At 67.8% G+C, this 13,561-nt stretch carries 12 protein-coding genes and 1 tRNA gene; 5 read left to right on the top strand and 8 right to left on the bottom strand.

Annotated features, from left to right (window positions below):
* Positions 1–103: 103 nt before the first annotated feature.
* Together XarbCFBP7408_RS11610 and XarbCFBP7408_RS11605 are read right to left on the bottom strand one after the other, a co-directional pair.
* Positions 104–361, bottom strand: a complete 258-nt coding sequence (locus XarbCFBP7408_RS11610) for a hypothetical protein (RefSeq protein WP_104563078.1) — start codon at positions 359–361, stop codon at positions 104–106.
* A 186-nt stretch (positions 362–547) separates the two neighbouring features.
* Positions 548–623 (bottom strand) — tRNA-Phe (locus XarbCFBP7408_RS11605).
* 179 nt (positions 624–802) lie between these two features.
* On the opposite strand from XarbCFBP7408_RS11605, the gene XarbCFBP7408_RS11600 reads away from it, so the two are divergent.
* The 5 genes from XarbCFBP7408_RS11600 (at position 803) to dxs (ending at position 7,566) form a co-directional block, all read left to right on the top strand.
* Positions 803–1,339 (top strand): lipocalin family protein, encoded by a 537-nt coding sequence (locus XarbCFBP7408_RS11600; RefSeq protein ID WP_104563077.1) that lies wholly within the window; start codon positions 803–805, stop codon positions 1,337–1,339.
* Between the two features lie 138 nt (positions 1,340–1,477).
* Positions 1,478–1,954, top strand: a complete 477-nt coding sequence (locus XarbCFBP7408_RS11595) for an LEA type 2 family protein (RefSeq protein ID WP_104563076.1) — start codon at positions 1,478–1,480, stop codon at positions 1,952–1,954.
* A 37-nt stretch (positions 1,955–1,991) separates the two neighbouring features.
* Positions 1,992–3,785, top strand: a complete 1,794-nt coding sequence (locus tag XarbCFBP7408_RS11590; RefSeq protein WP_104563075.1) for an acyl-CoA dehydrogenase C-terminal domain-containing protein — start codon at positions 1,992–1,994, stop codon at positions 3,783–3,785.
* Positions 3,786–4,556: 771 nt separating this feature from the next.
* The gene (locus tag XarbCFBP7408_RS11585; RefSeq protein WP_104563074.1) at positions 4,557–5,213 is read left to right on the top strand and encodes an HNH endonuclease; all 657 of its coding nucleotides are present in this window, start codon (positions 4,557–4,559) and stop codon (positions 5,211–5,213) included.
* 436 nt (positions 5,214–5,649) lie between these two features.
* A complete protein-coding gene (dxs, locus tag XarbCFBP7408_RS11580; protein WP_104563110.1) occupies positions 5,650–7,566 on the top strand; it encodes a 1-deoxy-D-xylulose-5-phosphate synthase in 1,917 nt (638 codons plus the stop codon).
* Positions 7,567–7,703: 137 nt separating this feature from the next.
* Here dxs and XarbCFBP7408_RS11575 read toward each other — a convergent pair whose 3' ends face one another.
* Genes XarbCFBP7408_RS11575 through XarbCFBP7408_RS11550 form a run of 6 tightly spaced genes read right to left on the bottom strand, consistent with a single transcriptional unit; the run spans position 7,704 to position 13,552 of the window.
* Positions 7,704–8,960, bottom strand: coding sequence for a glycosyltransferase (locus tag XarbCFBP7408_RS11575; RefSeq protein ID WP_104563073.1), 1,257 nt, complete (start codon positions 8,958–8,960; stop codon positions 7,704–7,706).
* A complete protein-coding gene (locus XarbCFBP7408_RS11570) occupies positions 8,950–9,561 on the bottom strand; it encodes a hypothetical protein (protein ID WP_104563072.1) in 612 nt (203 codons plus the stop codon). The genes XarbCFBP7408_RS11575 and XarbCFBP7408_RS11570 overlap by 11 nt, the downstream gene beginning before the upstream one ends.
* The gene (locus XarbCFBP7408_RS11565) at positions 9,539–10,693 is read right to left on the bottom strand and encodes a glycosyltransferase (RefSeq protein WP_104563109.1); all 1,155 of its coding nucleotides are present in this window, start codon (positions 10,691–10,693) and stop codon (positions 9,539–9,541) included. Before XarbCFBP7408_RS11565 ends, XarbCFBP7408_RS11570 begins: the two co-directional genes overlap by 23 nt.
* Positions 10,684–11,643, bottom strand: coding sequence for an NAD-dependent epimerase/dehydratase family protein (locus tag XarbCFBP7408_RS11560; RefSeq protein WP_104563071.1), 960 nt, complete (start codon positions 11,641–11,643; stop codon positions 10,684–10,686). The genes XarbCFBP7408_RS11565 and XarbCFBP7408_RS11560 overlap by 10 nt, the downstream gene beginning before the upstream one ends.
* Positions 11,640–12,488: an MBL fold metallo-hydrolase gene (locus XarbCFBP7408_RS11555; protein ID WP_104563108.1), complete on the bottom strand. Its 849-nt coding sequence runs from the start codon at positions 12,486–12,488 to the stop codon at positions 11,640–11,642. The genes XarbCFBP7408_RS11560 and XarbCFBP7408_RS11555 overlap by 4 nt, the downstream gene beginning before the upstream one ends.
* A gap of 32 nt (positions 12,489–12,520) precedes the next feature.
* Complete coding sequence (locus XarbCFBP7408_RS11550; RefSeq protein WP_181106347.1) at positions 12,521–13,552, bottom strand: 3-oxoacyl-[acyl-carrier-protein] synthase III C-terminal domain-containing protein; 1,032 nt, start codon at positions 13,550–13,552, stop codon at positions 12,521–12,523.
* Between the last annotated feature and the right edge of the window lie 9 nt (positions 13,553–13,561).

The following is a 13,561-nucleotide window of genomic DNA, read 5'->3' as shown; positions in this document are numbered from 1 at the left end:
GCCGCACTCGCCAGGGCGGAGCTCATGAGCGCAGGCACGGTTGAACGCCTGGCGCCCGCTGCTCATCGGCGCAGCAGGCCGTCGCGGTGACGGCGCCAGGCCTTCAGCGCCGGTATTCCTTCGGGTCCAGAAACTCGGCCAGACACGAACCCACACGCAGTGCCTGCTCGCGCGCATCGCCGCGGTATTCGCCCTGTCCGGCGCCTTCGATCGTGGCGATCGGCGAAGGGTGGTCGCGGTGATACACGAACGCCGTCGACGACCACTGGGTCTGTCCAGGCGCCTGACTTTCCATCGTTTCCACGCGGAACTCACCGCAGTAGCCGTGAATCAACGTGCGTCGAAGTGTTCTGTGCGTCATGCGCGGAAGTATCGCCACGCGCAGTTGAAGACCACGTGGAAAACCACCGCCGCAGGCGCCAGGCCTGCCGGCAAACGCAAGAATTCCATCCGCAGCAATCGCCGCCACGTGGCATCGACAAAACGAAGCAAGAGAGTTTGCACATCCGGCGATTGCCGGGACGCCTTGCGAACGAAGGCGTGGAAATGGTGGCCGAGGACGGAATCGAACCGCCGACACGGGGATTTTCAATCCCCTGCTCTACCAACTGAGCTACTCGGCCACTATCGCAACATGCTGCCTGCGTTACGAGGACGCGCATCATAGCGAGCAGGCGCAGTTTGAGCAAGCATTGTGATGAACTTTGTTGCGGGCCGGCGCGGTGAGCGTGCTTTCCTGCGCCGGTTCACGCCGCACGGCGGGCGGCATGGCCTAGCCTGCGCAGGTCCCGAGGAGATTGTCATGCGCCTGCCCCGCCTGCTGTTGTCGTTCGCCTTGCTGCTGCCGTTGATGGCCGCGGCCCAACAGCCGGTACGCGCAGTGCCGCAACTGGACATCTCCCGCTACGCCGGCCAGTGGCACGAGATCGCGCATCTTCCGGTGTCGTTCCAGAAGAAGTGCCGCAGCGACATCACCGCCAGCTACACCTTGCGCGACGATGGCCTGATCGGCGTGCGCAACGGCTGCCGCAGCGCCGATGGCGAGCTGACCCAGGCCGAGGGAGTGGCACGGCCGGTCGAGGGCCGGCCCGGGCAGCTGCAGGTGCGCTTTGCGCCGGAGTGGCTGAGCTGGTTGCCGCTGGTGTGGGCCGACTACTGGGTGATCGCGCTCGACCCGGACTACCAATGGGCGATGGTCGGCGAACCGGATCGCAAGTATCTGTGGATCCTGTCGCGCTCGCCACAGATGCCGCGCGCGCAGCTCGAGCAACTCAAGGCGCAGGCCACGCAGATGGGCTATGACCTGTCGCCGCTGATCGTGGCTGCGCCCTTGCGTTGACGCCAGCAGCCTGAACGCAGGCCGTGCTGCGTGGTGTGCCGCAACGCCTGCGCACGGACACGCCGCAAGGCAGCAAGGCAGCGTCCGTACTGCGTAGTATTCTTGGCGCCGCCTTACACCCGCCAAGGACCTCAGTACATGCGTCGTGCCTCCCGTCTCCTGATCCTGTCGCTGGCCTGCGGCCTGCTGCTGAGCGCCTGCGGCGGTGCGGTCCGCCGCGTGTCCGAGCCGGCCGCCAGCATCCAGCAACTGACCGTGCGTGCCGACGGCACCTGGTCGGTGGATCTGCGGCTGCAGAACTACAGCAGCATCCCGATGCAGTTCGAACGCGTGGCGCTGGAGATTTCCGCCGGCGACCAGCTGGCCGGCAAGCTCGACCAGAACGTCGGCATCTCGATCGGCCCGGAAACCGCCGACGTCGTGACCGTCAGCGTGCAGCCAACCTCGCTGGGCCGCCTCACCGTGGCCGATGTGCTCGCCAGTGGCCGCTCGCTGCCTTACGCGCTCAAGGGCACGGTGTGGGCGACGCCGCAGGACAAGAAGCAGCGCGATTTCAGCGTCGAGTCGCGCAACACGCTCAGCCCGGCCCCCGGCCTCAACGGCGTGCTGCGCTGACGCGCACGCCTTCCCGCACGCATTTGAAGGATTCCGCATGAGCAGCTACACCGCCCCGCTGACCGATTTCCGCTTCGCCCTGCACGACGTGCTCGGCGCGCAGGCCCTGTTCGCCCGGCTCGGCTATGCCGACGCCAGCACCGACATCATCGACGCCGTGCTCGAAGAAGCCGGCCGCTTCACCGCGCAGGTACTGGCGCCGCTCAACAGCATCGGCGACGAAATCGGCTGCGCCTTCGACAAGAACAGCCACGCGGTGACCACCCCACCCGGCTTCCGTGCGGCCTACGACCAGTTCGTGGAAGGCGGCTGGAATGGGCTCACCGCCGAAACGCAATTCGGCGGCCAGGGCATGCCGCACACGCTGGGCGTGCCGTTGAGCGAAATGATCAACGCCGCCAACCTGGCCTGGGGCAACTTTCCGCTGCTATCGCACGGCGCGATGGAAGCGCTGCGCCAGCACGGCGAAACCTGGCAGCAGGATGTCTTCCTCAAGCCGCTGATCGACGGCCGCTGGACCGGCACCATGTGCCTGACCGAGCCGCATTGCGGCACCGACCTGGGCCTGCTCAAGACCCGCGCCGAGCCCAACGCCGACGGCAGCCATGCCATCACCGGCACCAAGATCTTCATCACCGCCGGCGAGCACGACCTCACCGACAACATCGTGCATCTGGTGCTGGCCAAGTTGCCGGATGCACCGGCCGGCGCCAAGGGCATCTCGCTGTTCGTCACCCCCAAGTTCAAGGTGGACCGCGACGGCAACGTGGGCGAACGCAACGCGCTGCACTGCGGCTCGATCGAGCACAAGATGGGCATCAAGGGTTCGGTGACCTGCGTGATGAACTTCGAAGGCGCGCAGGGCTACTTGGTCGGCCAGCCGCACAAGGGCCTGCAGGCCATGTTTACGATGATGAATACCGCGCGCCTGAGTGTGGGTCTGCAGGGCATCGGGCTGTCCGAGCGCGCCTATCAGAACGCCTTGCGCTACACCCGCGAGCGCCTGCAGTCGCGCGCGCTCAGCGGCGCCAGGTTTCCCGACAAGCCGGCCGACCCGATCATCGTGCACCCGGACGTGCGCCGCATGCTGCTGACCATCAAGTCGCTGACCGAAGGCAGCCGCCTGCTCGCGCTGCACGCCGCCAGCCTGGTCGACATCAGCCACCGGGGCGAGACCGAGCAGGAACGCGCCGACGCCGAGACCCTGGTGAGCTTCCTCACCCCGATCTCCAAGGCCTGCCAGACCGAGTGGTCGATCGAGAACACCTACCATGCGCTGCAGTGCTTCGGCGGCCACGGCTATATCCGCGAATACGGCATGGAGCAGCTGGCCCGCGACGCACGCATCACCACCATCTACGAAGGCACCACCGGCATCCAGGCGCTGGACCTGATCGGCCGCAAGACCGCTGCCAGCCAGGCGGCGGGACTGAAGCTGTTCCTGGCCGATGTCGAACGCTTCGCCAACGCGCAGCAAGATACGCCGGCGCTGGCCGAGTTCATCAAGCCGCTGCGTGACAAGTGCAGCGAGTGGGCGATGCTGACCCGCGACGTGCTCGATCGCGCCGCCCGCAACCCGGACGAACTCGGTGCCGCCAGCTACGACTACCTGTTCTATTCCGGCTATGTGGTGCTGGCGTACTGGTGGGCGCGCAGCGTGGCCGCTGCCGATGCTTCCGCGCACAGCGAGGAGTTCAAGCGCGCCAAGCGCGAAACCGCCCGCTTCTATTTCGCGCGCGTGTTGCCGCGCACGCTGACCCATGCCGCCACCATCCGCAGCGGCGCAGCGCCGTTGATGACGCTGGAAGCGGAGTTGTTCGGCGAAGCCTGAGCAAGCGCAATCGTCGCGGCGGGCTGCCACTGTCGTAGCAGCGGACCTGGCCGCGACGAGGCAGTACCGATCGGCAAGACGTCGCGCCCAGGTGCGCTCCTACGGCAACATCCCAGGATTTCCGCCGCCGTCGTAGGAGCGGACCTGGCAGCGACGAGGCGGTACCGCTCGGCAAGACGTCGCGCCCGGGTGCGCTCCTACGGCAACACCGCAGGATTCCGCCGCGGTCGTAGGAGCGGACCTGGCCGCGATGAGGCGGCCCCGATCGGCCAGACCTCGCGCCCAGGTGCGCGCCTACGGCAACACCGCAGGATTTCCGCCGCCGTCGTAGCAGCGGACCTGGCCGCGACAAGGCAGTACCGATCGGCAAGACGTCGCGCCCAGGTGCGCGCCTACGGCAACACCGCAGGATTTCCGCCGCCGTCGTAGCAGCGGACCTGGCCGCGACAAGGCAGTACCGATCGGCAAGACGTCGCGCCCAGGTGCGCGCCCACGGCAACATCGCACGATTCCGCCGCTGTCGTAGCAGCGGACCTGGCCGCGACAAGGCAGTACCGATCGGCAAGACGTCGCGCCCAGGTGCGCGCCTACGGCTAAACAAGGCCTGCAACGCGTCCGAACATTGTGCGCAGCGCGGCGGCATCGCGGTCGGAGCGGCTGGGCAGGGACGTGCCGATCCCTGATTGCAAGACGCGTGATTGCAAGACGCGCGCCAAAGCCGTTCGCTGCGATACACAAACTGTCAACGATCGGGTATAAGCTGTTTTCCCGATGGAGACAGACACGCACGCAGGTGATGTGATCTTCCCCGGAGGCTCTTCTGCTCCGGTCGCGGGCAGTGCTGTCGCTGCGATCCAGCCACTTCCCACCTTGCGCCTGCTGTCGCTCGATGCGCATGGTCGCGTGCTGGACTGGATCAACTGGCAGGACGCCGCCTGTCTGTACGCACGCGATGCGGTGTCCTGGACGCTGGGCGAGCCCTGCATGCAGATCCATGGTGGCATCTCGCGCCTGACCGGCGAGCGCAGCATGCTGGAATTGCATCCCATCATCGCCGCGCGCGGGCACGCGCGTTCGCGTGCGCTGGACCCGACCCCGACGCTCAGCAACACCGCCCTGTTCGCGCGCGACGCGCAGCTGTGCATGTATTGCGGCCAGCACTTCAGTCGCCCGCACCTGACCCGCGATCACGTCATGCCGGTCTCCAAGGGCGGCCGCGACAGCTGGGAGAACGTGGTCACCGCCTGCTTCCAGTGCAACTCGCGCAAGGCCAACCGGACGCCACAGCAGGCGCAGATGCCGTTGCTGGCCGTGCCGTACCGGCCGAGCTGGATCGAACACCTGATCCTGTCCAACCGCAACATCCTCTCCGACCAGATGGCATTCCTGCGCGCGCAGCTGCCCAAGCGTTCCAAGCTGTCGCTGTAGCCAACTGGTCACTCGTTGCGACTGCTGGCCGGTCAGTGGCCGAGCAACCTTCGAATGCGTGCCAACATAGCCACGCGCAGTTGTTGAGCCTGGCCGCGCGTACCGCTGTCCCACTCGCGCAGCGTTGGCAGCTCTACGTGCGGGCCGTGTATCTGACCTGACGTCCCGTGACCACGGCGCCCAACGCATGAGGCACCCCTGATACGGCCGAGCTTCCGCCGCCCCACACAGGCGCGCCAGGGGCCGCGTGATCGAGAACGCCCGGCGGAACCGCTACATCGTCAGGTGCGGCAGATTGCCGCAGATGTCCGTGAGCGCCGCGCGCCCCGGGCGCGACGGCGCGCGTGCCCATCACTTCCCGCTGACAGCTGAACCGGTTTGCTTGCCGGGCCTTCGCATGGGGAGGACAATACGGCTTCAGAACATTGACACGATGATGATCGACACCACCCGCTATCCGCGCCTGTCCCGCATCCAGACCCCCGACGATCTGCGCACTTTCGACGAAGCCGATCTGCCCGCGATCGCCGAAGAGCTGCGCGCCTACCTCATCGAATCGGTGGGCAAGAGCGGCGGGCATTTTGCGGCCGGCCTGGGCGTGATCGAACTCACCGTCGCCCTGCACTACCTGTATCAGACCCCGGTCGATCAGCTGGTGTGGGATGTGGGCCATCAGACCTATCCGCACAAGATCCTCACCGGCCGCCGCGACCAGATCCACACGGTCAAGCAGAAGGACGGCGTGGCGCCGTTCCCCAAGCGCGAAGAGAGCATCTACGACACCTTCGGCGTCGGGCATTCCTCGACCTCGATCTCGGCCGCGCTGGGCATGGCGATCGCCGCGCAGCGCAACGGCGACGAGCGCAAGGTGGTGGCGGTGATCGGCGACGGCGCGATGACCGCCGGCATGGTCTACGAGGCGCTCAACCACGCCGGCGGCATGGACCCGGAGCCGAACCTGCTGGTGATCCTCAACGACAACCGCATGTCGATCTCCGAAGCGGTCGGCGGGCTGACCAAGATGCTGGGGCGTGCCAGCGGCAGCCGCACCCTCAACGCCATCCGCGAGGGCGGCAAGAAGATCCTCGGCGACAAGAAGAACAACCCCACCGCGCGCTTCGTGCGGCGCTGGGAAGAACACTGGAAGGGCATGTTCGTGCCGTCCACGCTGTTCGAGGAAATGGGCTTCCACTACACCGGCCCGATCGACGGCCACGACCTGCCCGGCCTGGTCGGCGCACTGAAGACCCTGAAGACGCTCAAGGGCCCACAGCTGCTGCACGTGATCACCACCAAGGGCAAGGGCTACGAGCTGGCCGAAGGCGACCAGATCGGCTATCACGCCGTCGGCCCGTTCGACCCGAGCAAGGGCCTGGTCGCCAAGGCCGGCGCCAGGAAACCAACCTATACCGATGTCTTCAGCGACTGGGTCTGCGACATGGCCGCGGCCGAACCCAGGCTGCTGGTGATCACCCCGGCGATGCGCGAGGGCTCGGGCCTGGTGCGTTTCAGCAAGGAACATCCGCAGCGCTATTTCGACGTGGCGATCGCCGAGCAGCATGCGGTGACGCTGGCCGCCGGCATGGCGACCCAGGGCGCCAAACCGGTGGTGGCGATCTACTCCACGTTCCTGCAGCGCGGCTACGACCAGCTGGTGCACGACGTGGCGGTGCAGAAGCTCGACGTGCTGTTCGCGATCGACCGCGGCGGCGTGGTCGGCCCGGATGGCGCCACCCATGCCGGCAACCTGGACCTGAGCTTCCTGCGCTGCGTCCCGCACATGGTGGTGATGGCGCCGGCCGACGAGGCCGAATGCCGCCAGATGCTCACCACCGGCGTGCGTTACGAAGGCCCGGCGGCAGTACGTTACCCGCGCGGCACCGGCCCGGGCAGCGCGCTCGACGCATCGCTCACCAGCCTGCCGATCGGCAAGGCGCAGCTGCGTCGCAGCGGCACGCGCATCGCCCTGCTGGGTTTCGGCGCCAGCGTGGACGCCGCAGAAGCGGTCGGCCGCGAGCTCGGCCTGACCGTGGTCAACATGCGCTTCGTCAAACCGCTCGACAAAGCCATGCTGCTGGAACTGGCCAAGAGCCACGAAGGCTTCGTCACCATCGAAGACAACGTCGTTGCCGGCGGCGCCGGCTCGGGCGTGGCCGAACTGCTCAACGCCGAAGCGGTCACCATGCCGATGCTGCACCTGGGCCTGCCGGACAGCTTCCAGCACCATGCCAGCCGCGAAGACCTGCTGGCCGAGGCCGGCATCGACCAGGCCGGCATCCGCGCCGCCGTGCTCAAGCGCTGGCCGCAGCTGATGGCAGGCAAGCCGCCCGCGTTGAATGCCGCTGCAGGCTGAGGCCTGCGCTGGTCGCACGCGGCGGCAGTGGCGGCAGGTGCTTGCAAAAATTGCCTGCCTGTGCCGGCACTGCCGGATGCCGCGTGCTGACGCGGACGTAGTGACCCGCGACACGACCGATCGCGCGCGATGACGCATCAGACCTGCGGCACCGCCCCGGTGCGTGCAAACACCTCCACCAGCCGCACGATGCGCGCCTGCGCAGCGATGTCGTGCAGCTCTGCCTGCAATCTACGCACGCCCGCCGGCAGCTCGGTGGCAGCCAGTGCCTCGCGCAACAGCGCAGGCAGGCCGTCCAGCTCGCGCAGCCACCGCGACGCACCTGCGCTGTGCAGGCGCGCGGCATGGTCGAACTGATCGTAATCCAGCGGGTAGACGATCGACGGCAAGCCCGCGGCCAGGCAGGCATACAGGATGCCGGCACCGCCATGGTGGACGACCAGGTCGTAGCGATGCAGCTGCTGTGCGTAGTCCACGTATGGCAGGCGCTGGTAGTTGCCGTGCGTCTGCGCTGGCGGCGCGGCGGTATCGCCATCGCTGAAGTGGAAGATCACCTGCGGAAACTGCACTGCGACGGCACGCAGCACCTGGTCCATCCGCTGCTTGACCCATTGCAGATGGGTGCCCAGCGTCACCAGCACATGCCGACGACCGGGGACGAACTGCGGCGGCGCCACCGCCGCCGGCGGCGTGCACAGCTGCGGCCCGACGAAATGTACCGCCGCCGGCCAGCGCCGCGCCAACTCGAACGACGGCAGCCCCAGGGCCAGGATGCAGTGCGGCGAATACACCGCCTCGCTGCGATCGCTGCGATAGATCGCCGGCAATCCGGATGCGCGCATCTGACGGCGGTAACACAGATGCAGGCTCCGTTTGAAGCCACGCGTCAGCCGCCGCGCCATCGCCTGCCAGATCCGCTGCGCTGGCGTGGATGGCGGAAGCAGGCCGCCGAAATACGCCGGAGGCCCGTCGCCGGTTTCGATCACGCAGGGCGACGGCATGCTGGTCCACCAGGCGATGCCCATCGCCTGCGCCGCCAGCCCCGCGCTGGGCAGGGTGAAATCGGCGATCACCAGGTCCGGCCTGCGCTCGCGCCAGCGCTGCCGTACCGCATCGCCCACCCGCGCCATCAGGCCAAGCGCGCGGTGCAACTGTCGGCGCAGCCGCAAGGGATTGTGGCCTACCGCATGCGGTGGGTTGGCAATATCGAGCAGGTGCCGGTCGGCTTGCGCATCCAGCACGCCGACCGCGCTCAGTCCGCATGCACGGATGCGCGCCAGTGCCGCCGGCGTGCTGATGACCTGCACATCGTGATGTGGCGCCAGCTGCCGGGCGATCGCCAGGATCGGATGCAGATGCCCGCTATACGGCGGCGCAATCAGATCAATGCGCATGTGCCCTTCCCTGCGCTGCCCGCTCGACCCGCGCGATGAAGGCCTGGCACTCGGCCAGCACCGTCGCATCGCGCAGATAGTGCAGATGCCCGCAGGCAGGCGTCAGATCTGGCGCACCGGCGAACAGCGCGCGCGAGATCCAGTCGCCGCGGCCCTGGACGACGCGCAACTGCCCGAACGCCGCAGGCGCATCGCACACCGGGCCATAGGCGAACACCGCAAGACGCGTGCGCAGCGCCTGCGGCAGCCGTAAGGCCGTCAGCAACTGCAGGCCACAACTGCCGGCCAGCAGTACCGTCGTCGGTGCCTGCTCCAGCAGCGCCGCCACGCGCAAGCGATCCGCATCGGCAACGCGTGCGGTGCGCGCGGCCAGATACTGGCGCGCGTTGGACACGCTGGCGCGCCACAGCGGCATGTGCCGGTGCGGTGGACTATCGAGGCAATACGGATAATTGCAGTCGATCAGCCGCCGGCCCCGGCCTTGCAGCTGCTGCAGAAAATGCTGTTGCTGCCTGCTCAATGCGCAACTCTCCGGATCGCTTTGCCCGGTGAGGAAGGCGACTTGCAGGGTGGCGCCGTCAGTCCGCACGAAAATGCCCATCCGGCAACACGCGATAACGCCGGGTGCGCCAGCGGATCGTGCGCACCAGCACCGCATGCAGCAGATGCAGCGGCTGCAGGCACTCCGCAACGATCGACAGCAGCGGACGGTGGCGAACCGCACCGCTCACCCGCCATTGCACCAGGCACAGCAGCAGCGCACGCAGCAGCACGGTGCCCAGCACCCAGGCCAGCGCCGGCCAGCTCGCCTGCACGCAGGCACAGGCCAGCAAGGCCAGCAGCAGCAACGGCGGCAGCCCCTGCAGCACGCCGATCGCCGAGCGCACGCCCACGCTCTGCCGACGCAGCAGGATCGATGCGAACAGCATCCATCGATGCATCTGGCGTGCGTAGCTGGCCAGATCCGGCATCGCGGTGCGCATCGCCACCGGCGCGACGGATTGGCGGAGTCGCCCGCCGCGCTCACGCACCAGGGTGGCAACGGCCAGATCGTCGGTGAGCTGCTGCAGCAACGCGGCAAACCCGCCCCAGGCACGCAGCTGCTCGGTACGCGCGGCATAGCACATGCCGTTGATGGTCAGCGGCGCGGCGAACGGCAACCAGCCCAGATAGGTCAGCGCCGCATTGTTGTTGACGAACTGCGACAACAGCCGGCCTGGCAGCGTGGTGCTGTCCTGGTAGTACGGCAGCGCGGTGACCATATCGGCGTCGGTGAGATCCTGCAGCAGGCGTGCGAGCGCGCTGGCGCTCAGCTGTGCATCGTCGTCGAGGACCAGGCTGATCGGCGCGCGCACATGCGCCAGCGCGTGCTCGAGCTTCCAGGCCTTGGGGTTGATGCCGGCTGGCGCGGCCGGCACCCGCATGCGCTGGATGCGTGCATGCGGATGCAGCGCGACCAAGGCGTCGGCAACGCTATTTCCCGGGATGTCGTCCGCATCCAGCAACCAGACAAACTGGGCGGCCGGCAGCGCCTGCAGGTTGGCCGCAAGCACCTGCTGCAAATGCGCATCGCCCCCCAGCACCGGCTGCAGGATCGTCACCTCGGCCTGGGTTGCGGTGGCGCCACCCGCTGGCAGTGCGCGTGCACCACGCAGCACCCACAGCACTGCAGCCGTCTTGACCATCAGCACCGCCAGGTAGGCGGCTGCCACTATCGGAACGACTACGCCCACTGCGCCGCCTGCCAACCCACGAACGCCTCGATGCCCTGCTCCAGGCTGACGCTGGGCGGCCCGAGATCGGCGAGCGTGCGTCGTGGGTCGAAGGTCTTGGAATAGGCGAACGCACCCACGCCGAAGCGCGTGATCGGCGGCTCGCCGCGCAGGCGCAGCACGCGATACGCCGCTTCCACCACGCTGGCCATGCGCAGTGCGGTAGCGATGCGCACCTCGCGTTGCGGCAGCGGCAGCTGCAGGCGCGTGAGCAGGTCCAACAGCAACTGCTGCAGATCCACCGGCTGCGCATTGGTGAGGTTGTAGGCCGGCTGCAACTGCGGCGCGGTCGCAGCGCGATAGAGGTAATCGCACAGCGTATCGATGTAGATCAGGTCGCCGATCACCGGCTGCGTCTGGCCGACGAAGCGTGGCAGCGCCCCCTTGCGCGCAGCGGCGATCACGCGCGGGAACAGCACCGTGTCTCCCGGCCCGAACACCGCACGCGGGCGCAGCACGGATTTGTCGCCCGGATACTGCTCCAGCAGCGTTTCGCCAAGGTATTTGGTCTGCGCGTAGGTGTTGACGAACGTCGGCCCGATCGGGCTGTGCTCGCTGAGCTCGTATTGATGCTCCTCGCGATAGAACACCGAACTGGACGAGACATACAGCAGACGCGGGCAGCCATGGCGCTTGCAGAAGTCGATGAGGTTGGCGGTGGCCTGGACGTTGTGCCGCTGGAACTGCGCGCGCGTGCCCCACGGCGAGGCCAATGCCGCAGCGTGGATCACCACATCCGGCTGCCACTGCAACGAGAACGGCTGGCTCAGATCGATGCGATGGTAGTTGGGCAGATCGCTGGCGCGACGACCGATGCCGTGGATCTCCACGCCCGGCTGCCCCTGGAAACGTCGCAGGAAGGAGCCACCGACAAAGCCGGATGCACCGGTCACGAGAATACGCAGGCTCATCGCCACTCCGGTTGATAACGGTCAAGACTGGGTTGGCAGTGCGACGGCAGGATGGCCAACTCCGGGTGCGCATGCGACAGCGCGTGCAGCTGCTGCACGGTGCGCCGGAACGCGCGCCAATCGTGCATCAATAGACGTGTGGGCCAGGCAGGCCACTGCAGCGCAGACCAGGTCGCCGACGACCACACCGCGTCGGCGCACAGCAACACCTCGCGGTCGCGTTGATCGCGCAACCACAGGCCCATCTGCCCGGGCACGTGTCCGGGCAACGGCACGGCCAGCACGCTGCCGTCTGCGAACAGATCGTAGGCCGCGCCCAGGCCGCGCCAGGCGCCGGTCAGCGCACGCAACGGCGCCTGCTCGGCAAACTGCAGGCGGCGATCGAAATCCTCCGGGAGCAGCTGCGGCAACAAGGCACGCCGCAGGCCGCCGATGCGCGAACAACCGCGCAGTTGTTGATAGTCGGCGCGCAGGCACAGGAAGCGCGCGTTGGGCAGATCGCGCAGGCCACCGACATGGTCGGCATGGAAGTGCGAAATCAGGCACCAGGCGATCTCCTCCAGCTGCACGCCGCGGCGTGCCAGCTGTGCGCCCAACGTTTCGTGCGCGGGCAGGCGCACCGGCGTGGTCCAGCGATACAGGCGCTCGGGCCAGGGATCGGTCGCGCGGAAAAAATGCTCGGCATACCCGGTGTCGTACAACAGCGCGCCGCGCTGCGGATGCCGGATCAGCACGCTCAACGCAGGGAACTCCACGGCATGCCAGTGGCCATCCGCACGCACCATGCGCTCGCAGTGGCGGCAATGGCCGATGCGCAGCAACTCGATCGACACGCGCGGCGGCATCAGGGCGCGACCTGGTCGGAACATGCCACGCCCTAGTACCGCAACACCATGCCGCCGATCGCCAGCCCGGCACCGGTGCCGAGCAGCGCAACCAGATCGCCACGCTGCACGCGTTGTTCGATCCGGGCGTGATGCAGGGCATGCGGCAGCGAGGCGGCGACCTGGTTGCCGGTGGTTTGCAGGATGCGAATCACCTGATCGGGTCGCAGCCCCAGCGCCTGCACCACATGATCCAGACCGCCACCGGAGGCCTGGTGCGGCACCAGGCAGCGCAACGCTGCCGTGGTGGTGCCGGCCTCGCCCAGCAGTCGTTCCCAGAATGCAGGCAGATGGCGTGCCGCGAACCGGTAGGCGCCGCGCCCATCCATGCGGAAGCTGCGCAAGGCCTCGGGCGACTGTTCTTCGCCGCGCGGATAGCGGGTGCCGCCGCCGCGGATGCAGCACAGCTCCGCGCCGTCGCCGTAGCTGGACAGGCGGCTGGACAGCAGTGCCGATCCCTCGTCGTCGGCGCTGCGCCCCACCACCACCGCGGCCGCGCCATCGCCGAACAAGCCGGCGGTGGCCGGCGTCGATGCATCCAGCCCGCCCGACGCCACCTCGCTGGAAACGATCAACACGCAGCGGTAGCGCCCGAGCGCCAGCGCATTCGCGGCCAGGTCCAGCGCCACCAGAAAGCTCAGGCAGGTCGCATTGACGTCGAAGGCCGGAATGCCCGAATCGCCCAGCCCGAGCGCGCGCTGGATCAGCACCGCCTGGCAGGGAATCGGCTGCTCCATGACGCTGCAGGCCGAGATCAGGCAATCGATCTGACCGGGGTCGATGCCCGCGCTTGCCAGCGCCTGGGCCGCCGCCGCCGCACCCATCGACGAGGCCGTCTCGCCCTCGCCCACGTAATGGCGCGTGGCCACTCCCGAGCGCGCGAAGGTGGTGCCTGCCGGCAGCTGCCAGCGTTGATCCAGCTGTTGCGAGGTCACCTCCGTGGCGGGGACATGGCGCCCGGTGCCCAGAATGCGCAGCGGCAATGCGTTCAACACGGAGGTCTCGTTGGACAAGGCGCGCAGCATACCGTGGCT

Origin of the sequence: Xanthomonas arboricola pv. guizotiae (assembly GCF_002940205.1) — a bacterium.
Lineage (GTDB): Bacteria > Pseudomonadota > Gammaproteobacteria > Xanthomonadales > Xanthomonadaceae > Xanthomonas > Xanthomonas arboricola_C.
This window is presented reverse-complemented; position numbering and strand designations above follow the sequence as displayed.